Source organism: Mesorhizobium comanense (assembly GCF_005503535.1).
GTDB classification, from domain to species: Bacteria; Pseudomonadota; Alphaproteobacteria; order Rhizobiales; family Rhizobiaceae; genus Mesorhizobium; species Mesorhizobium comanense.
The window spans coordinates 179,306-200,301 of record NZ_SCNN01000012.1; the positions used below are offsets into that span (position 1 = coordinate 179,306).

A 20,996-nucleotide genomic window follows, 5' to 3' on the forward strand; every position below is an offset into this window, starting at 1 on the left:
GCGATGGAGCGGCACGGCGACGATGTGGGCTGGCGGCGAAGTCCAGCTACGCCCCGATATCAGCGGTTTATGGCAATTATCACGCGATCGTGCACATTAAATCTCGGTAACGTGAAGTCGCGAGGCCCTGTCGGGGCGGACCTGGTTGTCGCGGAAAGACCTGCTAACGCAGGCCTTCCATCTCGCGGATGCGGCGGGCGCCGTTGGCGTCGAGCTGCCTGGTGACGGCGCCGATCAGCGTTTCGGCGACGACAAAAAGCGCGGCCGAGGAATCCCATGCGGACGGCACGGCCGTGCGTCCGGCGATGACATGGCGGGCAAATCTTGCGATCGGCGACAGCCATTGGTCGGTGAACAGCACGATCTGCACGCCGCGCTGATGCGCCTTCTCGGCGAAGCGCACGAGGCTGTCCTGGTAGCGCCTGATGTCGAAGATGACCAGCACGTCGCGCTTGCCCATGTCGATCAGGCGGTCGCGCCACATGCTCTCCTGTCCGGCAAGGTGGACGACATCGGGCTGGACGATGGCGAGGTGGGCCGCCATGTAGCGGGCCAGCGGGTCGGTGAAGCGGCCGCCGATCAGAAATGTCTTGCCCCGCCGCTCGGCAAGCCTGGCCGCGATGTCGGCGAGCTGCCTGTCCGACAGATGCCTGAATGTCTCGCGCATGTTGTCGAGCGTCGCCTCCAGCATCGGCGACGCTGTGCCGCCGCCGGGCGAGGGCGGATTGAGCGTGCGTATCGCCGGCGACTGCAATTGCGCCGCCAGTTCATCCTGCAGGTTCGACTGGAACTCGGGATAGTTCTGGAAGCCGAGCCGGGCGACGAAGCGCAGGATCGTCGGCGACGACACGCCGGCCGCCGCCGAGAACTCCGCGACTGTCTTCAGGCCGATCATCGGATAAGAGGCGATCAGCGTCTGGGCCGCGCGCCGCTCCCCCGCCGGCATGCTGCCGATACGGTCGGCGATCAGTTCGGCAATACTGGAAATCATCTTTTCCCCCATACACCGGCCTGGCCCATGAGATCGCATTTGACAAAGCCTGATAAACTGTATGAAATCATCCGCAGGGACGCAATGACGCAAAATACGTAACATACGATACAGCGCTCCCGGGGAACGGCAGGACTATGAAGACAGCGCGGCCCGCCAGCCTTGCATCGTCTGAAACCGTGGGGGTGACGAACCCGGACGGGCCGAGCCCCTTCGTCTTCACCTGCGACCATGCTTCCAATTTCCTGCCGGCTGAATTCGGCACGCTCGGCCTCGCGGCCGGGGATCTTTCCCGGCACATAGCCTGGGATCCGGGTGCGTTGCCGGTGGCAATGCGTATGGCGCGGGCGCTCGACGCCACGCTGGTCGAAACGCGCATTTCGCGCCTCGTCATCGACTGCAACCGCCCACTCGACGCGCCGGACCTTGTGCCGCCAGTCAGCGAGACCACGGCCATTCCCGGCAATACAGGCCTTTCCGACAAGGAGCGCGCCGCACGGGTTGCCCTGTCCTGGCAGCCCTTCCATGCCGCCATCGAGCGCCTGATCGAGGACAGGCTGGCGCGCGGGCAGGAGACCTGGCTGGTTTCCGTCCATTCCTTCACCCCGGTCTACAAGGGCCGCAACCGGCCCTGGCACATCGGCATCATTCATGATGACGACCGTCGCCTGGCGGCGCCGCTGATTGGCGCGCTCGGGCGTCTTGCCGGCGTCACCGTCGGTGTCAACGAACCTTATTCGCCTGCCGACCGCGTCTATTTCACGCTGGAACGGCATGCGCGCTCGCGCGGGCTGCCCTGCGCGATGATCGAAATCCGCAATGACGAAATCTCCGGCGAGACCGGGCAGCGGAAATGGGCGGATCTGCTCACAGGCATCTTTTCGAATCTGGAGCCCGAGGAGGCCAGGGGCTCCCGACAAAGCGCAATGGGAAAGTCAGTACAATCGGCCAGCTAAGAACCAACAGGGGACTTCAACATGGCAACCACACCGGGCTATTCCGACGTTGACAAGGCGGAGGATGTAAAACACCTCCACAGCATGGGCTATGCCCAGGAATTGGAGCGGCGCCTCAGCCGCTTCTCGAATTTCGCGGTTTCCTTCTCGATCATCTGCATCCTGTCGGGCGGCATCAATTCGCTGGCGCAGGGCACGTCGGGCGCCGGCGGCATCGGCGTCGGCATCGGCTGGCTGGTCGGCTGTTTCGTCTCGCTGACCTTCGCTGTCGCCATGTCGCAGATCAGTTCGGCCTATCCGACCGCCGGCGGCCTCTACCACTGGGGTTCGATCCTCGGCAATCGCGGCACCGGCTGGGTGACGGCGTGGCTCAACCTGCTCGGCCTGATCACCGTGCTCGGCGCCATCAATGTCGGCACCTGGACATTCTTCATCGGCGCTTTCGGGCCGGCACTCGGGATCGACGGCTCGCTGACCAACCAGATGATCTTCCTGGTCGTCATCACCGGCGCCCAGGCACTGATCAACCATCTCGGCATCAAGCTGACCGCGAAGCTCACCGACTTTTCGGGCTATCTGATCTTCTTCGGCTCGATCCTCATCGCGGTGGTGTGCCTGGCCTTTGCCCAGACCTGGGATTTTGGCCGTCTCTTCACCTTCCACAACTACTCGGGTGACGCCGGCGGCGGTGTCTGGCCCCAGGTCTCGAACGCATGGGTGTTCGCCCTCGGCCTGCTGCTGCCGATCTACACCATCACCGGCTACGACGCTTCGGCGCACACTTCCGAGGAAACCATCAAGGCGGCGTCTTCCGTGCCGCGCGCCATGGTGATGTCGGTCGTGTGGTCGGCGCTGTTCGGCTACCTGTTCCTGGCCGCCTTCGTGCTGATGATCCCGAACATGGACGATGCCGCCAAGCAGGGCTGGAATGTGTTTTTCTGGGCCTTTGACCAGCGCGTTCCTTCCGGTCTCAAGGAGTTCGTCTACCTTGTGGTCTTCGTGGCGCAGCTTCTGTGCGGTCTCGCGACCGTCACGTCGGCTTCGCGCATGATCTTCGCCTTCTCGCGTGATGGCGGCCTGCCGGGTTCGTCGGCGCTGGCCAAGGTCAGCCCGACCTATCGCACGCCGGTGGCCGCGATCTGGACGGCGGCGATCCTGTCGGTGCTGTTCGTCTGGGGCTCGTCGGTCGTGTCGGTCGCCGGTACTTCGGCCTACACCATCGTGGTGTCCTGCACCGTCATCTTCCTGTTCCTGTCGTTCACCGTGCCGATCGTGCTCGGCATGATGGCCTGGGGAACGCCGAAGTGGGACAAGATGGGCCCATGGAACATGGGGCGCGGCGTGTTCATGCTGTTCGCGTTCCTGTCGATCGTGTCGATGATCCTCATCTTCGTCATCGGCATCCAGCCGCCAAACGACTGGGCGCTCTACATCACCGTCGGCTTCTTCATCCTGACGGCGATCGTCTGGTTCGCCTTCGAGCGCAACCGCTTCCAGGGGCCGCCGCTGGGCGACATCATCGCGGCCCGTCAGGCGGCGATCAAGGCGGCCGAACAGGCGGTCGGCGAGACCGGCGGACACTGATACGCATCGTCAAGGCCATGGCCGGCATAGCGCCGGCCATGGTTTCGTTTCTCCCTTTCAACGACCAAGCATTGGAGCGCCAAAGGAATGGCCGGAAATTTCTCGTTCGATCAGTTGAAGAAAGCGGTCTCCAATGGCGAGATCGACACGGTTCTGGCCTGCATCGTCGACATGCAGGGCCGGCTCGCGGGCAAGCGTTTCCTGGCGCAGTATTTCGTCGATTCCGCGCATGACGAAACGCATGGCTGCAACTATCTGCTGGCCGCCGACATCGATATGGAGCCGGTGCCGGGTTACAAGGCGGCAAGCTGGTCGAAGGGCTACGGCGATTTCGTCATGAAGCCCGACCTTGCCACGCTGCGACGCATCCCTTGGCTGGAGAAGACCGCGCTGGTCATCTGCGACGTACTCGACCACCACACCCATGACGACCTGCCGCATTCGCCGCGCGCGATGCTCAAGAGGCAGGTCAAGCGGCTCACGGAACGCGGCTATATCGGCTATTTCGCCTCCGAGCTCGAATTCTACCTGTTCAACGAGACCTACGATTCCGCCCGCAAGAAGCACTGGCAGGGCCTCGAGACGGCTTCGCCCTATATCGGTGACTACCAGATCGGCATCACCACCAAGGAAGAAGGCGTCATGCGCCGGCTTCGCAACGAGATGGAAGCCGCCGGCATCCCGATCGAGAATTCGAAGGGCGAATGGGGCCCGGGCCAGGAAGAGATCAATGTGCGCTATGCCGAGGCGCTCGACATGGCCGACCGCCATGTCATCCTCAAGAACGGCGCCAAGGAAATCGCGGAGTCCGAAGGCAAGGCGATCTCCTTCATGTCAAAGTACAATTACGGGTTGGCCGGCAATTCCAGCCACATCCACAATTCGCTGTGGAGCGCCGACGGCAAGACGCCGCTGTTCTTCGACAAGAAGGCCGAGTGGACACTCTCGACCCTTGGCCAGCAATGGGCGGCCGGGCAGTTGAAATACGCCAAGGAATTCACCTGGTTCCTGGCGCCCTACATCAACTCCTACAAGCGTTTCCAGGCCGGCACTTTCGCGCCGACCAAGATCATGTGGAGCGAGGACAACCGCACCGCCGGCTTCCGCCTGTGCGGCGAGGGCACCAAGGGCATCCGCATGGAATGCCGCATCGGCGGCGCCGACCTCAATCCGTATCTGGCTTTCGCGGCGCTGATCGCGGCCGGCCTTGCCGGCATCGACGAGAAGCTGGAATTGCAGAAGCCTTTCGTCGGCGATGCCTACCAGGCTTCACGCCTGCCGGAGATCCCGAAGACGCTGCGCGACGCGACGGAGACGCTGGCAAGGTCGAAGATGCTGAAGCAGGCGCTCGGCGAGGATGTGCTGGAGCACTATGTCCACACGGCGAAATGGGAGCAGTTCGAATACGACCGCCGTATTACGGACTGGGAACTGCACAGAGGGTTCGAGCGGTACTAGTCTGTCTGCCGCTTTGAGCGGCACGCTCCCTACCGGTCCCGGCAAGGGGCCGCTATAGGAGCGCAGGGCTGTAACATTCTCCCCGCGAGGAGAATGTTGCCCGCCGGGGCGACCCGGCCATGTGATTTTTGTTTCAGAATGCGAGGACTTGCAAAATGGCCGAAACGGTCAAACTCATCACCCCCATCGACGGATCGGTCTATGCGGAGCGGCCTGTCGCAACTGACCAGGCGATCAATGCCGCGGTCGAGCGCGCCAGGGCGGCGCAAGAGAAATGGGCTCAGGTGCCGATCGCCGAGCGCGGCAAATACATGCTTGCGATGCTCGAGGCGCTGGTCGCCATGACTGACGAGATCGTGCCGGAGATCGCCTGGCAGATGGGGCGTCCGGTGCGCTATGGCGGCGAGTTCGGCGGCGTCAAGGAACGCACCAACTACATGGTCGAGATCGCCGAGCAGGCGCTGAGATCCGTGCCGGCGTCCAACCCGAAGGATGGCTTCCGCCGGTATGTGAAGAAGGATCCGCTGGGCGTGGTGATGGTGATAGCGCCATGGAACTATCCCTATCTGACCGCCGTCAACACCATCGTGCCTGCGCTGATGGCCGGCAACACCGTGATCCTCAAGCATGCGGCGCAGACGCTGCTGGTGGGCGAGCGCTTCGCCCAGGCGTTCGAAAAGGCCGGGCTGCCCAAGGGTGTTTTCCAGAATGTGGTCCTCAACCATGCCCAGACCGAGAAACTCCTCGGCTCCGGCAAGATCGACCACGTCAATTTCACTGGTTCAGTCGGCGGCGGCCGCGCCATCGAGAAGGCGGCGGCCGGCACCTTCATGTCGCTTGGGCTCGAACTTGGCGGCAAGGACCCGGCCTATGTGCTTCCGGACGCCAAGATGGATCATGCCGTCGCCAATCTGGTGGACGGCGCCTTCTTCAATTCCGGCCAGTGCTGCTGCGGCATCGAGCGCGTCTATGTGCACGAGAAGGTCTATGACGAGTTCGTGGAAGGCTTTATCGCCGAGACTAGGAATTATGTCGTCGGCAATCCGTTGGAGCAGGCGACGACCATGGGGCCGATGGCGCAGGCGCGTTTCGCTGACCTGATCCGCGAGCAGAAGGCGGAGGCGCTGCGCAAGGGCGCCAAGGCCCACATCAACATGAAGGTGGCTAATGACAAGGCCGGCTCGCCCTATCTGGCGCCGGAAGTGCTCACCGGGGTCGACCACCAGATGAGCGTCATGCGCGAGGAAAGCTTCGGCCCGATCGTCGGCATCATGAAGGTGCGCAACGACGAAGAGGCGATCGCGCTGATGAATGACAGCCCCTACGGCCTGACCGCCTCGATCTGGACCCGCGACACCGAGCACGCCATCGCCATCGGCGACCGCGTCGAGACCGGCACGGTGTTCATGAACCGCTGCGATTACCTCGACCCGGCGCTGGTGTGGACCGGCGTCAAGGACACCGGCAAGGGCGCAGCGCTGTCGGCCATCGGCTACGACAATCTGACCCGGCCGAAATCCTTCCACCTGCGCGAAGCCATCTGATTTCTGGAAAGACAAGCCATGTCCAAGCTCATCTCGAAATGGAACTACCCCACCACTGTCCGCTTCGGCGCGGGCCGCATCACGGAATTGCCTGATGTGCTGGCGGCGACCGGCATCAAGCGGCCGCTCTTCGTCACCGATCCGGGCCTGGCCAAGCTACCCGTCGTGGCCTCGACGCTGAAGATCCTCGACGACGCCAAGATTCCCTATGGCGTCTTCTCGGAAGTGAGGCCGAACCCGGTCGAGTCGAACCTGACCGCCGGCATCGCCGTGTTCAAGAAGGGCAAGCATGACGGCGTCATCGCCTTCGGCGGCGGCTCCGCGCTCGACCTCGGCAAGCTGATCGCCTTCCAGGCCGGGCAGACGCGGCCGGTTTGGGATTTCGAGGATGTCGGCGACTGGTGGACGCGCGCCAATTCGGACGCGATCGCGCCGATCATCGCGGTGCCGACCACTGCCGGCACCGGATCGGAAGTCGGCCGCGCCGGCGTCATCACCAACGAGGAAACCCACACCAAGAAGGTCATCTTCCATCCGAAGCTCCTGCCGGCGATCGTGATCGCCGATCCGGAGCTGTCGGTCGGCATGCCGGGCTTCATCACGGCCGGCACCGGCATGGACGCGCTCGCGCATTGCCTGGAGGCCTATTGCGCGCCGGGTTACCATCCGATGGCCGACGGCATTGCGGTTGAAGGCGTCAGGCTGGTGTTTGAGAACCTGCCGAAGGCGTTCGCCAACGGCAAGGATCTCGTCGCGCGCGCCCATATGATGAGCGCAGCGGCCATGGGCGCCACGGCCTTCCAGAAGGGGCTCGGCGCCATCCACTCGCTGTCGCATCCGATCGGCGCCCTCTACGACACCCACCACGGCATGACCAATGCGGTCTTCATGCCCTATGTGCTGGCCTTCAACCGTGACTCCATCGAGGAGCGCATTGCCCGGCTCGCCGCCTATTGCGGCATCAAGGGCGGCTTCGACGGCTTTGCCAAGGCCATCATCAAGCTGCGCAAGGAATTGAAGGTGCCGCACGCGCTTCCGGGCCTGATCAAGGGGCTCGACATGGACAAGAAGCGCAAGGCGCTGATCGCCGACATGGCCGTGGTCGATCCGACCGCCGGGGGCAATCCGGTCAAGCTGACCAAGAAGGCGGCGCTGACCTTGCTTGAAAACGCCATCGCCGGCACCGTCTGAGGCGTTTTTCGCGCATCGAGTTGATCTGAAAATGGGGCAGGGAAACCAGGGGAGGCGATGAAGGGCAAGGCAGAAACTCATTAGCCGGAAAAAGATTCGCCGGCCAATTGCTACATCAGGTTAAAAAGAGTTTACTTTTTCGCACTGCGGGCTGCCGGTTTCACAAAGCTTTCATCTGGCTGTCACATGAAAACGATACCGGATCGCAGGCGTCCAACGGCGTCAGTTCAACGGAGAGAACACATGTTCAAATTCACGGGGAAAGTGCTTTCCCTTTCGGCCGCGACCCTCATGGTGTCGTCGATGATTTCGTCCGCGGCTTCGCTGGATGATCTCGTCAAGGCCGCGAAGGCGGAAGGCCAGCTCACCACGATCGCCTTGCCGCATGACTGGTGCGGTTACGGCGACGTCATCGCCGGCTTCAAGGCGAAGTATCCGGAAATCACCATCAACGAACTCAACCCGGACGCCGGCTCGGGCGACGAGGTCGAGGCGATCAAGGCCAACAAGGACAACAAGGGCCCGCAGGCTCCCGACGTCATCGACGTCGGCCTGTCCTTCGGTCCGACCGCCAAGGCCGACGGCCTGCTGATGCCCTACAAGGTGTCGACCTGGGACTCCATCCCGGACAGCGCCAAGGATGCCGACGGTGCCTGGTACGGCGACTATTACGGCGTGCTGTCGTTCATGGTGAACAAGGACCTGGTCAAGGAATCGCCGAAGGACTGGGCTGATCTCCTGAAGCCGGAATTCGCCAACTCGGTCGCACTCGCCGGTGACCCGCGCGCTTCGAACCAGGCCATCCAGGCGGTCTACGCCGCCGGCCTTTCGACGGGCGCCGCCGCTGGCGAAGCCGCCGGCACCGCTGGCCTCGACTTCTTCAAGAAGCTCAATGCCGCCGGCAATTTCGTTCCGGTCGTCGGCAAGCCTGCCACGCTCGCCCAGGGCCAGACCCCGATCCTGATCAACTGGGACTACAACGCGCTCGCCGGTCGCGACACGCTGAAGGGCAACCCGCCCGTCGACGTCGTCGTGCCGAAGACCGGCGTTGTCGCCGGTGTCTACGTGCAGGCGATCAGCGCCTACGCGCCGCATCCGAACGCCGCCAAGCTCTGGATGGAATACCTCTATTCCGACGAAGGCCAGATCGGCTGGCTGAAGGGCTATTGCCACCCGATCCGCTTCAACGATCTCGCCAAGAACGGCAAGATCCCGGCGGACGTGCTGGCCAAGCTGCCGCCGGCAGAATCCTATGCCTCGGCCGCTTTCCCGACGCTCGACGAGCAGGGCAAGGCCAAGGAAGCCATCAGCAAGAACTGGGACGCCGTTGTCGGCGCCAACGTCAAGTAAGACTTGAAATCCACCGGGCGGCCGCGAGGCCGCCCGGCTTTCCCTCGAAGACGGTAGCCGGCGCATGACCGATCTCTCGCTTTCAAATCAGGCACTTGCCACCAGACCCGCGCCGCCCAACGAGGCGACAGCGTTCCGTTTGCCGACGCAATGGATCGGCGTGGCGCCTTTCTTCATCTTCGCCCTGATGTTCCTGATCCTGCCCACGCTCTATCTCGTCGTGGGCGCGTTTCAGCGTGGCGACGGCTCATTCACGCTGGATAATATCCTGCAGCTGGTCAGCGATCCTTCGATCAGCAGCTCCTACTGGGTCTCGATCAAGATCAGTTTCTGGTCGGCCATCATCGGCGCCTTCGCCGGTCTCGCCATCGCCATCGCGATCGTACGCGGCGGCCTGCCAGGCTGGACGCGCTCCGCCACGCTCACCTTTTCCGGCGTCGCCTCGAATTTCGCGGGCCTGCCGCTGGCTTTCGCCTTCCTGGCCACACTCGGCCGCGTCGGCATCGTCACCACGCTGCTGCGTGACGTCCTCAACATCAACATCTACGCGATGGGATTCAACTTCCTGACCACGTCGGGCCTGATCGCGGTCTACCTGTTCTTCCAGATTCCGCTGATGGTGGTCATCATCGTGCCGGCCATAGACGGCTTGAAGAAGGAATGGGGCGAGGCAGCGGCCACGCTGGGCGCCACGCAGTCGCAGTATTGGCGCATGGTGGTCATACCCGTGATATGGCCGAGCTTCCTCGGCACCGTCATCCTGCTATTCGCCAATGCCTTCGGCGCCATCGCGACCGCCTATGCCTTCGCCGGGCCGGCACTCAACATCGTTCCCATCAAGCTCTACTCGCAGATCAATGGCGACGTCCTGCACAACCCGCAGCTCGGCTATGCCATCGCCTTCGGCATGATCGTCATTACCGGTTTGGCCAACGTCTTCTACATCTGGTTCCGGACTCGCTCCGAGAGGTGGCTCAAATGAAGTCGGGCAAATTCTGGGCCTGGGTCGTCTTCATCGTCGGCGCGGCCTACTTCTTCATTCCGCTCATGGCGACCGTTGAGTTCTCGCTGCGCATGCGCCGCGGCGTCCACTCTTTCGACGCCTACCAGATCGTGCTGGGCGACGCGCGCTTCCAGTCGACCTTCCTGTATTCGGTGATCGCCGCCATCTTCACCATCGTGCTTGGCGTGCTGATCGTCGTGCCGGCGGCCTACTGGATCCGGCTGCGCCTGCCGCAGCTCAGGCCGATCGTCGAGTTCATCACCCTTCTGCCGCTGGTCATTCCGGCGATCGTCATCGTCTTCGGCTATATCAGAATGTACGGTTCGAACTCGCCATTGCCGTTCCTGGGCAGCAATATGGGCGCCAACGCCTTGCTGGTCATCGGCTATGCGACGCTGTCGCTGCCTTACATGTACCGTGCCGTCGATACGGGGCTGCGCACCATCGATGTGCGCACGCTGACGGAAGCAGCGCAGATCCTCGGCGCCGGCTGGAGCACCATCATCGGCCGCGTCATCCTTCCCAACGTGCTGATCGCGGTTCTGTCGGGCGCCTTCCTGACCTTCGCCATCGTCATCGGCGAGTTCACCATGGCCAGCCTGCTCAACCGCCCGGCCTTCGGTCCATATTTGCAGAACATAGGCGCCAACCGCGCCTATGAGCCGGCAGCCCTTGCCATCATCGCCTTCGCCATCACCTGGGGCTGCATGTCACTGATCCAGATCCTGTCCCGTTTCGCGCCGAAATCCGCGAACCGCCCGAATTAAGCTGAGAGAAAAGCCATGGCCGAGCCATTCCTGTCGATCCAGCATGTGAGAAAGTCCTACGGCTCCAACACCGTGGTGCAGGATTTCAGTCTCGACGTCGAGCCGGGCGAATTCGTCTCGTTCCTGGGACCATCGGGCTGCGGCAAGACCACGGTGCTGCGCATGGTGGCGGGCTTCGAGGAGCCGTCGGCGGGAAAGATCGTCGTCGCCGGCAAGGACATCACGCGGCTGAAGCCCAACCAGCGCAATGTCGGCATGGTGTTCCAGGCCTACGCGCTGTTCCCCAACCTCACCGTGGCGCAGAATATCGCCTTCGGCCTGAAAGTGGCCGGCATGCCCAAGGCCGATGCCGACAAGCGCGTCGCCGAGATGCTCGAGATGATCAAGCTGCCGCAAATGGCCGACCGCTATCCCTACCAATTGTCGGGCGGCCAGCAGCAGCGCATCGCTCTGGCGCGGGCCATCGCGCCGAAGCCGAAGCTGCTTTTGCTCGACGAGCCGCTGTCGGCGCTGGACGCCAAGGTGCGCGTGTCGTTGCGCGAGGAAATCCGCTCGATCCAGAAGAAGCTCGGCATCACCACCATCTTCGTCACGCATGACCAGGAGGAAGCGCTGTCGATCTCCGACCGTATCGCCGTCATGTATGGCGGCAAGGCCGAGCAGGTGGCCACCCCGTTCGAAATCTACAACCGGCCGGCGACCAAGTTTGTCGCCAACTTCGTCGGCACGCTCAACGTGCTCGAAGGCAAGGTCACCGACGCGGCGTCGGGCAAGGTGCAGGTCAACACGCAGGAAGTCTCGCTCAAGGGCAAGCTCAACGGGTCGAAGTCCGGCGACACGCTGTCGCTGGCGCTGCGGCCGGAGGCGATCTCGCTCGACCGCCAGCCCGGCCACGACACCAGCCTGTCGGGTGAAATCGCCGAAGTGCATTTCCTCGGCTCGGTCATCCGGGTACGCGTCGGCATCGGCGGCAACACCGTGTCGCTCGACACGTTCAACAACTCGGCCACGCCGCCGCCCGTCGTCGGCGAAAAGGCCGATATTTCGTTCTCGTCGGGCGATATGCTGGTTCTGCATTGAGGCAGGGCTCGGCGCAGCGCCAGCAGGTGTGATCAACGGTTAACCGTCCTTCAAGGGGCGGCGAGGGTTTTGGCGATCAACCTGATTGAAACATGTAAATTGGAACAACGTTTGGTGGTGTTTAAAACGTGGGGTCGACTGCGGGTTCGCCATCGATTATTTGGTAGAATGCAAGAGGCGATAGTTGGTTAAAGCCTCGGATGAGCAACCATGCAGCCGCTATCGATATTCATTGCTCCTCGGGACGGCCGATATAAATCAATCTCGACGGTTCAATGGCTTGATATTCCCGGTTTAGCAATTCTCACGGGAAGAAATGGTTCTGGGAAAACGCAGTTTCTTGAAGTACTAGCTTATCATTTTAGTGGTGCCATTCCGCCTGAAGGCCCTCTGCCGGTCGATGTGAAGATTGTCGGGGCTACGTATGAGGCGCACGATATCGGATACATAACTGCGGAGGGTAGGTTTTCTGGAAGAAGTGAGGCATCACTTGCTTCAATTACGAACGTCAGACAGAATCTGGTGAGCATGGGCTTAAATGTTCATCAATATAGAGGGGACATAACAAGTACCATTCGGGCCAAGCGTAACCATTTTCGATTTGTTCGGAATGAGCGTCCAGAATCAGCAAAATCTACTGACCCTTTGGATGATTTTTACTATGCAATAGACGATTTGGATGTTACAGATGGCCTAATTCACCTTTTTGTTGCACATCGCTACAAACTCTTGCAGGCACTGGAGCGCGGAACGCCTGACCACGATATGGCCGGAAAGCCAATCGGTCCAGCGCCTTGGGATGTTGTCAACGAATCCTTGAAGGTTGCAGGATTCCCTTACGAGGTTATCTCGCCGATAGGGACGGACCTACTTGCCGTCTACCGTCTGCGCCTGAGAGATCGTGAAACGTCCAACGAAATCGCAGCCTTTGACTTACCGTCGGGGGAAAAAGTGCTGCTGCAACTTGTGCTTTGGCTTTTCAGCGCGTCGAAGGAAGGCGTTTTCCCAAAGCTGCTACTTCTTGACGAACCGGACGCACATCTTCATCCGTCAATGACGACACAATTTCTGGACGTAATCTCAGAAGTTTTAGTTGGCCGATACGGAGTACGAGTGATCCTGACGACGCATTCACCTTCGACAGTGGCGCTCGCACCGGACGGATCTCTTTTCCAGATCGAAAGAGGTCGAGCAACCATAAGTGAAGCATCCTCTCGTGCCGACATCATCTCGATCCTTACGGCGGGCCTCGTAACGGTATCCAGAACCACGAAGTTCTGCTTTGTTGAAGATGAGGCTGACGTTGAATTCTATTCGACTGTCCGTGATATCCTGTCAGATAGTGGTCCAAGCAAAGATCCCATGGCGTTGGCGCTCACGCCTTCAATTGCGTTCTTGCCTGCTTCGATAGGGTCAGGCACTCAGAAGATAGCAGGGGGGCGAAGTGTTGTCGGCAAATGGGTGGAGAAGTTGAACGCCGACCCCCTTGATCGCATGTTTTTTGGGATTGTTGACCGAGATTATGCGAACCACGGATCTGCGAGAATACACGTCCTTGGCCGACATAGTTTTGAGAACTACCTGCTTGATCCAATCGTTGTCTTCTCGTTGCTTCTAGAGGATGGGATCGCGCCACCCGTGTCAGGATTGGCGATCAGTCAAGGCGATGAGCATTTGCTAAGGCTCAGAGACCAAAGTGACCTTCAGGCGATAGCAAATGCAGTTTGCGCTGCGATGAAGATGATTGACGTAAACCTGTCCGTTGCCACCTCAAAGATGGTTGTCTTTACTCGTGGGCCGGCGGTTGTAGTGCCAGAGTGGGTAATCGACCATCGTGGGCACGACTTGTTGCCGATTGCGCAGCGAGCATTTGGAAGGACAATCACACCACCGCGGTTGCTGAAGGCCCTTAGGCGGTGCCGCCTAATCCCTCAGGAACTGGCAGCGATACTCACATACATTCAAGCGGCCTGAAGCCTTTCAGACGACGGTGCCACCGCTCAAGCTCAGCCGATTGACGGCTGCGATATTCTGGAAGATGGGGGTCAGTGGAGAAAGTGCATTTTCTCAACAAGTGATTGGCCGCGCACACGATCCGCTTCTCGCGAGGCGTATAGAGATGTGTAGCCAGAGGGCTTGAGTTTGATGGCTAATCCACCGCATCCTGCGCGCAAGCCCGCGCTGGCAATCCTGTCCCTACGGATGTAGAAGCTCATGGCTCTTTTCGAACTGACCCTCGTCCTGCTGCTGACCGCTGTCGCGCTGACGGCGCTGTCGCGGCGGCTGGAGATTCCCTATCCGTCGCTGCTGGCATTGGCGGGGGTCGCGATCGCCTTCGTCCCCGGCGCGCCGACGATCGAGATCGACCCGGAACTGGCGCTCGCTCTGTTCATAGCGCCGGTGCTGCTCGATGCGGCCTATGACACGTCGCTGCGCGACCTGAAGCGCTATCGGCTGTCGCTGCTGCTGCTGGCGCTTGGCGCCGTCGTGTTCACCACCGTGGTCGTTGCCTTCGTGGGCTGGAAGATGGCCGGCCTGCCGATCGCGGCGGCGATCGCGCTCGGCGCGATCGTCGCCCCGCCGGACGCCGTAGCGGCAAGTGCGGTGCTGAGCCAGTTCAAGGTGCCGCATCGCCTTACCGCCATCCTGCAGGGCGAAAGCCTGCTCAACGATGCAACGGCGCTGCTGATCTACCGGCTGGCGGTTTCGGCGGCGCTCGGCTCGATCATGCTGAGCAATGCCATCCCGGTTATCCTGCTGTCGACGATCGGCAGCGTGGTCGCCGGCTATCTTTTCGGCCGACTGTCGCTGCTGACGCTGACACGCATCGAAGACGCGGCAAGCAGCACGGTGGTTCAGTTTGCCGGGACTTTCGCCGTCTGGATCACCGCCGACAAACTGGGTCTTTCAGCCATCATCACCATCGTCGTCTATGCCATCACAATTGCACGCAGGGCGCCGCGGCGCATGTCGGCGCGGCGGCGCGTCAGCACCTATTCGGTCTGGGAATCGGCCGTCTTCGTGCTCAACGTGCTGGCTTTCGTGCTGATGGGCCTGCAGGCACGCTCGATCGTCAGCCGGCTCTCCGGCGATGGGCAAGGCGAGGCCTTTCTCTTCGCCGCGACGGTGCTCGTTCTCGTCATCGTGGCGCGCCTCGTCTGGGTGGGCGGTTACGTAGCGATCATGCGATGGTTCGCCCGCCCGGACGAGCAGGGCCGCCTGGTCGATGCTCCCACATTCCGTGGCGCCGTGCTGGTCGGCTGGTGCGGCATGCGCGGGCTGGTGACGCTGGTGGTGGCGATTGCCCTGCCTGCCGGCTTTCCCGGCCGCGATCCGATCGTGCTCGCCGCCTTCGCCGTGGTCCTTGGAACGCTCGTGCTGCAAGGCATGACCCTGAAGCCGCTGCTGCGGATCCTCAATTTCGAGCCCGACACGACGGTCGACCGCGAGGTGGCCCAGGCTCGGGTCGCCGTCATGCAGGCCGCGCTCGACGTCCTGAGCCGCAAGACATCGGCGGCGGCCGCAGTGGTGCGCGAGCAATACGAGGCCCAGCGCCTCATCGCGGAGAATCCTGAGGATGCGCAGGCGGCGACCGAATACGACCGGCTGCGGCTCTACGCGATCAACCGCCAGCGCGACACGCTCGAGGAATTGCGCCGCAACGGCACGATCGGGGACGAGGCCTATCATCGGCTGGAGGAAGAGATCGACTGGTCGGAACTGGCAGCGTCGCCGGCGGGCCGGTTCCAGCCATTGACCACCTACTAGGGCCGGCAAGCCGCCGGATTTGGGCCGCTGCCCTTGGTGAGATTCCTCGCGCCGTTTTCCGGCGCGGGGAGGATACCGCAACGCAGCGGAATCGGTGCATGAATGCCGGCGCAGATGCAGGGGCCTCTGGCATAAGCCGCGTCGGGTTCCCTGCACATTGCAACCAATCCGCCGAACCGTTACTGCCTTCACCGAAATTGAGCCGATTAATCAATGAAGCTGGTCAGCTACAACATCCAGTACGGGTTCGGCGGCGACGGCCGATACGATCTTTCGCGCGCCGCGCGCATCGTCGCGGGCGCCGACATCATTGCGCTGCAGGAGGTCGAGCGGCACTGGCAGCGCAGCAATTTCGACGATCAGCCCGAGATCCTCTCCGGCCTGCTGCCGGACTATCACTGGGTCTACGGGCCGGCATTCGACATGGATGCCAGCGAACGCCGCGACGGGCGGGTCGTCAACCGCCGCCGTCAGTTCGGCACGATGGTGCTGTCGAAGCTGCCGATCGTCTGGTCGCGGCTGCATGCGCTGCCGATGCGCCGCACCTTGCGGCCGCTCAACACGCGCAACGCGGCGCTGGAATGCATGATCCGCACGCCGGCAGGCCCGGTGCGGATCTTGTCGCTGCATCTCGCCCATATCGCGGCCGAAGAGCGGCTGGAGCAGATCGACTACCTGCTGGCCGAACATCGCCGGGCGCCTTGCGACGGCGGTCCCTGGAGCGGCATCGACGACGAACCTTCGCGCAACTGGACAAGCGGCGAAGCCGAGCCGGAAAATCCGCTGGCGGCGATCTGGATGGGCGATTTCAACATGGAACCGGGCAGCGCCGAATACCGCCGCATCGTCGGCAACACGCCCTATCATCGCGGTGCCGCCTATCTCGACGGTTTCGTCGATGCCGCCGCCATGGCCAGCGAACCGGCGGACGATTTCCACACGCATGAGAAGATCATCCACGGCAGGCTGGCAAAACGCCGGCTCGACCATTGCTTCATCGGCGGCATGTTTGCCGGGCGGGTGCGCTCGGTCCGTTCAGACATAGGCGAAGTGGCGTCCGATCACTTCCCGGTGCGCGTCGACATCGATCTCGAAACGCCCCTTGGCGCGGGAGGTCGATAGGCCTGAAATGACGCTTTTCGTCTTCTTCGCGGTGCTTGCCGCTGCTGCCATGCACGCGATCTGGAACGCGCTGGTCAAGGTTCATCTCGACCGCTTCCTGTCGATCACGCTGATGACGCTGGGCATGGGATTTGCCGCTTTGTTCGCGCTGCCATTCGTAGAGGTGCCGAAGGCGGAAGTCTGGCCCTACATCATCGCCTCCGTCATTTTCCACATGGGCTACCGCACCTTCCTGATCGGCGCCTATCAGGCCGGGGACTTTGCCCAGACCTATCCGCTGGCGCGTGGCACGGCGCCCTTGCTTGCCGCGATCGGCGGCATGTTCGTGGTTTCCGAAGTGCCCGCGCCGCTTGCCATTGTCGGCATCCTGCTTCTGTCGGCCGGCACGCTGGTGATGTCGTTTCGCGGCGGCGCGCATCTGGAGAAACTGAACCTGCGTGCGGTCGGCTTTGCCTTCGGCACCTCGGTCTTCATCGCCAGTTACACGCTTTCGGATGGCAGCGGCGCGCGGCTGGCGGCCACCGCGCAAAGCTATGCCGCCTGGCTGTTCGTCTGCGACGCCCTGGGGGCCTTGGTGCTGTGCCTCATCTTCCGCGGGCCCAAGGCGCTGCCCGTTCTGGCGCGCGACTGGAAGACCGGGCTGTTCACCGGCGTGCTCAGCGGCGCGGCCTACTGGATCGTGATGTGGGCGATGACCAAGGCGCCGATCGCCTCGGTCGCCTCGCTGCGCGAGACCTCGATCCTGTTCGCGATGATGATCTCGGTCTATGCGCTCGGCGAGAAGATGACGGGCTGGCGCGGCGCGGCCGCGCTCAGCATCGTTGCCGGAGTGATTGCCCTGCGGTTGGGCTGACCTCTCAACCCAATACCGTCATCACCTGGCCACGCCGTTCCGGGCTGAAGCGGATGACGACGATGATGCAGACCGCGACCACCCCGGCGAAAAGCGCCAGCGCGTAGCCATAGCTGCCGCCGGGCGCCTCCGCGATGCCCGCTTGATAGGGTCCGCCATAGGACGCCGCCAGATTGCCGGCCTGGTAGATGAAGCCGGGCAGGGTCGCGCGCACGGCGCCTGGCGAAAGCTCGTTGAGGTGCACGGGGATGACGCCCCAGGCTCCCTGCACCGCGACCTGCATGACGAAGGCGCCGATGGCGAGCATGAAAGGCGTCGAGCTGTATGCCCAGAGCGGGATCGCCGGCAGGGCGATAATGCAGGCAAGCGTGATGGCGTTGACGCGGCCGATCTTCTCCGACAGCGCGCCGAAGGCCAGGCCGCCGACGATGGCGCCGAGATTGGCGACGATGGTGATCCAGCTCACCGTATGCGGATCGAAGCCGTGCTGCTTCTTCAGGAAGGTCGGATAGAGATCCTGCGTGCCGTGGCTGAAGAAGTTGAAGAACATCATCAGCACCACCGCATAGAGCGCAACGCCCCAGTGCTTCTGCAGCGTTTCCAGCAGTCCCGGTTTGACGGATTTCTGCGCTTCGACGAAGGCGGGCGATTCCGGAACATGCGAGCGGATGAAGAGCACGATCAGGGCCGGCACGAAGGAGAGCAGGAACATGGCGCGCCAGCCGACCGTGTAGCCGCCGATGGTCTGCTGGTAGAGCAGGCCATAAACCACGGCCGCCAGCAGGTAGCCGGCGGGATAGCCGCATTGCAGGATGCCCGAGACCATGCCGCGTGCCTGGGGCGGGATGGATTCCATGGCGAGCGAGGAGCCGAGCCCCCATTCGCCGCCCATGGCGATGCCGAACAAGGCACGCAGCGCCAGGAAGATGCCCAGATTGGGCGAGAAGGCGGCCAGGGCGCCGATCACCGAATAGCTGACGATGTTGAGCATCAGGATCGGCTTGCGCCCGTATTTGTCGGCAAGCATGCCAAAGAAGAACGCGCCGATGAAGCGGGTCGCCAAGGTCAGGAACAATGCCTTCGATACCGCGGGAACCTCGGTATGGAACTCGGCCGCAATATCAGTGAGCAGAAATGTCAGAAGGAAGAAATCAAAAGCATCGAGTGTCCAGCCCAGAAATGAGGCCAGCACGGTTTTCTTCTGCTCGGCAGTGAGATTCAAGGCGTCCTCCTTTGGTTCCCCCAAAGGAACGATATGTCGCTCTGCTGACAAAAGAGAACAGCGATCGGCCGGCCTTCGAAAGGCCGGCGGTCACTTTTTCGTAATATCGAGGTCGAAGACCATCAGTCCGTCGGTGCCGCCCTCGAGAGCGGCGACCAGCCGCGCGCCGGCACGCTGGTGCGCCTCGTGCGCCAGATAGGCATCGCGCGTGGCCGCATCGCGGAAATCGATGGTAAAGCCATCGCTGAAGCCGCGCGCGAAGGGTTCGGGGCTGGCATTGGCGCTGAAATGGACGGCGTCCATGCCGTCCACCACCTGCCGCAGCGCTTCCAGGTCGGCATGGATAGCCTTTCGTTCGCCAACGCCGACATCGTTGCGGAATTTGACGAAGACACAGTGCCTGATCATCCGTTGCTCCTGCTTGTTTTGCGCAATTTCCAGACGGAAAACCGCTCACGCTTTTCCTGAAATTGCTTTAGGCGGCCCGATTTCCAGAAAACACCGCCGGCGGCAGCGGGTCGCGGCCGAGAATGAGGTCGGCGCCCTTTTCGCCCACCATGATGGTCGGCGCATTGGTGTTGGAAGACGGGACACGCGGCATGACCGAAGCGTCGCACACGCGCAAACCCTCGATGCCGCGCAGCCTGAGGTCCGGAGAGACCACCGCCATCTCGTCATGACCCATGCGGCAGGTGCCGACGGGATGATGATCGGTCTTCGAGGTCCGGCAGGCATAGTCGATCAGCTCGTCGTCGCTGGCGAGCGAGGGGCCCGGCAGAACTTCGCGCAGAACGTAAGGGGCAAGCGCCTTCTGTCGCATGATCTCGCGGGCAAGGCGCAATCCTGTCAGCGACATGGCGCGGTCATAAGGGTCGGACCAGTAGTTCGGGTCGATCAGCGGGTGGTCGGCCGGATCGGCGCTTTTCAGGCGAACGGTGCCGCGTGATCGCGGGCGCAGGAAAGCGGAATTCAAGGTGACGCCGGGATTTTTCAGCTTCTCGACGCCGGCCTCGATGCCGGAGCCGAGGCCAAGATGGAACTGGATATCGGGCGAGGCGGCCGTCGGGTCGGCGTACCAGAAGCCGCCGGTCTCGAAGAGGCTGGAGGCCACAGGCCCCTTCTTCAGCAGCAGATATTGCAGGCCGGCCCAGGCGGTGCGGTGCAGTTTGGCGTAGTTGTCATAGGTGTGGTCGCCGGTGCATTCGGCGATGACGAAGAGGTCGAGATGGTCCTGCATGTTGGATCCGACGCCGGGCAGGTCGTGCACCGGGGTGACGCCGACCGATTTCAGGTGATCGGCTGGGCCAATGCCGGACTGCATCAAAAGCTTGGGTGAGCCGATCGCTCCGGACGACACAATGACTTCACGGTCGGCGCGCAGCACCGTCTTCTGTCCGCCGGGCTTGTCGACGATTTCGACGCCGATGGCGCGGCCTTTTTCGACGACGATGCGGGTGACCAGCACGTCGGTTCCGACGGTGAGATTCCCCCGGGCGCGGATCGGCTTGAGATAGGCGACCGAGGCGGAAGAACGCCGGGCGTCCTTCTGGGTCAGCTGGTAGTAGCCGACGCCTTCCTGCGCGGCGCCGTTGAAATCCGGGTTGAAGGGAATGCCCATCTCCTGGCCGGCGCGGAAATAGGCTTCGCAGATCGGCAGCGGCGAAATCGGGTTCGAAACGCCGAGCGGACCCTGGTCGCCATGGAAATCGTTGGCGTAGCGCTGGTTGTTCTCGGCGCGCTTGAAATAGGGCAGCACGTCGCGATAGCCCCAACCTGCAAGACCTTCCTCCTTCTCCCAGGCGTCATAGTCGCGGGCATTGCCGCGTGTGTAGATCTGGGCGTTGATGGAGGAGCCGCCGCCGACCACCTTGGCCTGGGTGTACCAGAAGACGCGGTCGTTCATGTGTCTCTGCGGCACGGTCGACCAGCCCCAGGAGGCGATGCCTTTGGTCATCTTGGCGAAGCCCGCCGGCATGTGGATATAGGGATGCCAGTCCTTGCCGCCCGCTTCCAGGAGCAAAACCGAATTGGACGGATCCTCGCTCAGCCGGTTGGCCAGAACACAGCCGGCCGGACCGGCGCCCACGATGATATAGTCGGTCATTGT

Annotated in this window: 17 protein-coding genes; 13 read left to right on the forward strand and 4 right to left on the reverse strand. The window is 62.3% G+C overall.

The features are described from left to right. Positions 1–163: 163 nt before the first annotated feature. A complete protein-coding gene (locus FFS37_RS21050; protein WP_137932893.1) occupies positions 164–991 on the reverse strand; it encodes a MurR/RpiR family transcriptional regulator in 828 nt (275 codons plus the stop codon). Between the two features lie 137 nt (positions 992–1,128). Between FFS37_RS21050 and FFS37_RS21055 the strand changes: the two genes are divergently transcribed. From FFS37_RS21055 to FFS37_RS21115, 13 genes are all read left to right on the forward strand, one after another. Further along, complete coding sequence (locus tag FFS37_RS21055) at positions 1,129–1,947, forward strand: N-formylglutamate amidohydrolase (RefSeq protein ID WP_137932894.1); 819 nt, start codon at positions 1,129–1,131, stop codon at positions 1,945–1,947. A 21-nt stretch (positions 1,948–1,968) separates the two neighbouring features. Continuing rightward, positions 1,969–3,531 carry an amino acid permease gene (locus FFS37_RS21060; protein ID WP_137932895.1) on the forward strand — a complete coding sequence of 521 codons (1,563 nt, stop codon included), beginning with the start codon at positions 1,969–1,971 and terminating at the stop codon, positions 3,529–3,531. Positions 3,532–3,618: 87 nt separating this feature from the next. Then, complete coding sequence (locus FFS37_RS21065) at positions 3,619–4,989, forward strand: glutamine synthetase family protein (protein ID WP_137932896.1); 1,371 nt, start codon at positions 3,619–3,621, stop codon at positions 4,987–4,989. Between the two features lie 155 nt (positions 4,990–5,144). Then, positions 5,145–6,533 (forward strand): aldehyde dehydrogenase family protein, encoded by a 1,389-nt coding sequence (locus tag FFS37_RS21070; protein WP_137932897.1) that lies wholly within the window; start codon positions 5,145–5,147, stop codon positions 6,531–6,533. An 18-nt stretch (positions 6,534–6,551) separates the two neighbouring features. Continuing rightward, positions 6,552–7,724 carry an iron-containing alcohol dehydrogenase gene (locus FFS37_RS21075; protein WP_137932898.1) on the forward strand — a complete coding sequence of 391 codons (1,173 nt, stop codon included), beginning with the start codon at positions 6,552–6,554 and terminating at the stop codon, positions 7,722–7,724. 243 nt (positions 7,725–7,967) lie between these two features. Further along, positions 7,968–9,074, forward strand: a complete 1,107-nt coding sequence (locus FFS37_RS21080; RefSeq protein ID WP_137932899.1) for an ABC transporter substrate-binding protein — start codon at positions 7,968–7,970, stop codon at positions 9,072–9,074. Between the two features lie 64 nt (positions 9,075–9,138). Then, complete coding sequence (locus FFS37_RS21085; protein ID WP_137932900.1) at positions 9,139–10,056, forward strand: ABC transporter permease; 918 nt, start codon at positions 9,139–9,141, stop codon at positions 10,054–10,056. Next, on the forward strand, positions 10,053–10,844 hold the full coding sequence (locus FFS37_RS21090; protein WP_137932901.1) for an ABC transporter permease: 792 nt from the start codon (positions 10,053–10,055) through the stop codon (positions 10,842–10,844). Before FFS37_RS21085 ends, FFS37_RS21090 begins: the two co-directional genes overlap by 4 nt. Before the next feature lie 15 nt (positions 10,845–10,859). Continuing rightward, positions 10,860–11,924, forward strand: coding sequence for an ABC transporter ATP-binding protein (locus FFS37_RS21095; RefSeq protein ID WP_137932902.1), 1,065 nt, complete (start codon positions 10,860–10,862; stop codon positions 11,922–11,924). A gap of 210 nt (positions 11,925–12,134) precedes the next feature. Beyond that, positions 12,135–13,898: an AAA family ATPase gene (locus FFS37_RS21100; RefSeq protein ID WP_137932903.1), complete on the forward strand. Its 1,764-nt coding sequence runs from the start codon at positions 12,135–12,137 to the stop codon at positions 13,896–13,898. Positions 13,899–14,138: 240 nt separating this feature from the next. Next, positions 14,139–15,692 carry a cation:proton antiporter gene (locus FFS37_RS21105; RefSeq protein WP_137932904.1) on the forward strand — a complete coding sequence of 518 codons (1,554 nt, stop codon included), beginning with the start codon at positions 14,139–14,141 and terminating at the stop codon, positions 15,690–15,692. Positions 15,693–15,905: 213 nt separating this feature from the next. Further along, complete coding sequence (locus FFS37_RS21110) at positions 15,906–16,814, forward strand: endonuclease/exonuclease/phosphatase family protein (protein WP_137932905.1); 909 nt, start codon at positions 15,906–15,908, stop codon at positions 16,812–16,814. Positions 16,815–16,821: 7 nt separating this feature from the next. Continuing rightward, positions 16,822–17,667, forward strand: a complete 846-nt coding sequence (locus FFS37_RS21115; RefSeq protein WP_137932906.1) for an EamA family transporter — start codon at positions 16,822–16,824, stop codon at positions 17,665–17,667. A 4-nt stretch (positions 17,668–17,671) separates the two neighbouring features. On the opposite strand, the gene FFS37_RS21120 is transcribed toward FFS37_RS21115, so the two are convergent. The 3 genes from FFS37_RS21120 to FFS37_RS21130 form a co-directional block, all read right to left on the reverse strand. Next, complete coding sequence (locus FFS37_RS21120) at positions 17,672–18,889, reverse strand: MFS transporter (protein WP_171026354.1); 1,218 nt, start codon at positions 18,887–18,889, stop codon at positions 17,672–17,674. 90 nt (positions 18,890–18,979) lie between these two features. Beyond that, entirely contained in the window at positions 18,980–19,297 is a 318-nt protein-coding gene (locus FFS37_RS21125) for a Dabb family protein (RefSeq protein ID WP_137932908.1), read from the reverse strand. A 67-nt stretch (positions 19,298–19,364) separates the two neighbouring features. Continuing rightward, entirely contained in the window at positions 19,365–20,993 is a 1,629-nt protein-coding gene (locus FFS37_RS21130; RefSeq protein WP_137932909.1) for a GMC family oxidoreductase, read from the reverse strand. Between the last annotated feature and the right edge of the window lie 3 nt (positions 20,994–20,996).

Coding starts and splice junctions, on each gene's coding strand:
- FFS37_RS21050 (WP_137932893.1), bottom strand. CDS start 991: ATGATTTCCAGTATTGCCGAACTGATCGCCGACCGTATCGGCAGCATG.
- FFS37_RS21055 (WP_137932894.1), top strand. CDS start 1,129: ATGAAGACAGCGCGGCCCGCCAGCCTTGCATCGTCTGAAACCGTGGGG.
- FFS37_RS21060 (WP_137932895.1), top strand. CDS start 1,969: ATGGCAACCACACCGGGCTATTCCGACGTTGACAAGGCGGAGGATGTA.
- FFS37_RS21065 (WP_137932896.1), top strand. CDS start 3,619: ATGGCCGGAAATTTCTCGTTCGATCAGTTGAAGAAAGCGGTCTCCAAT.
- FFS37_RS21070 (WP_137932897.1), top strand. CDS start 5,145: ATGGCCGAAACGGTCAAACTCATCACCCCCATCGACGGATCGGTCTAT.
- FFS37_RS21075 (WP_137932898.1), top strand. CDS start 6,552: ATGTCCAAGCTCATCTCGAAATGGAACTACCCCACCACTGTCCGCTTC.
- FFS37_RS21080 (WP_137932899.1), top strand. CDS start 7,968: ATGTTCAAATTCACGGGGAAAGTGCTTTCCCTTTCGGCCGCGACCCTC.
- FFS37_RS21085 (WP_137932900.1), top strand. CDS start 9,139: ATGACCGATCTCTCGCTTTCAAATCAGGCACTTGCCACCAGACCCGCG.
- FFS37_RS21090 (WP_137932901.1), top strand. CDS start 10,053: ATGAAGTCGGGCAAATTCTGGGCCTGGGTCGTCTTCATCGTCGGCGCG.
- FFS37_RS21095 (WP_137932902.1), top strand. CDS start 10,860: ATGGCCGAGCCATTCCTGTCGATCCAGCATGTGAGAAAGTCCTACGGC.
- FFS37_RS21100 (WP_137932903.1), top strand. CDS start 12,135: ATGCAGCCGCTATCGATATTCATTGCTCCTCGGGACGGCCGATATAAA.
- FFS37_RS21105 (WP_137932904.1), top strand. CDS start 14,139: ATGGCTCTTTTCGAACTGACCCTCGTCCTGCTGCTGACCGCTGTCGCG.
- FFS37_RS21110 (WP_137932905.1), top strand. CDS start 15,906: ATGAAGCTGGTCAGCTACAACATCCAGTACGGGTTCGGCGGCGACGGC.
- FFS37_RS21115 (WP_137932906.1), top strand. CDS start 16,822: ATGACGCTTTTCGTCTTCTTCGCGGTGCTTGCCGCTGCTGCCATGCAC.
- FFS37_RS21125 (WP_137932908.1), bottom strand. CDS start 19,297: ATGATCAGGCACTGTGTCTTCGTCAAATTCCGCAACGATGTCGGCGTT.
- FFS37_RS21130 (WP_137932909.1), bottom strand. CDS start 20,993: ATGACCGACTATATCATCGTGGGCGCCGGTCCGGCCGGCTGTGTTCTG.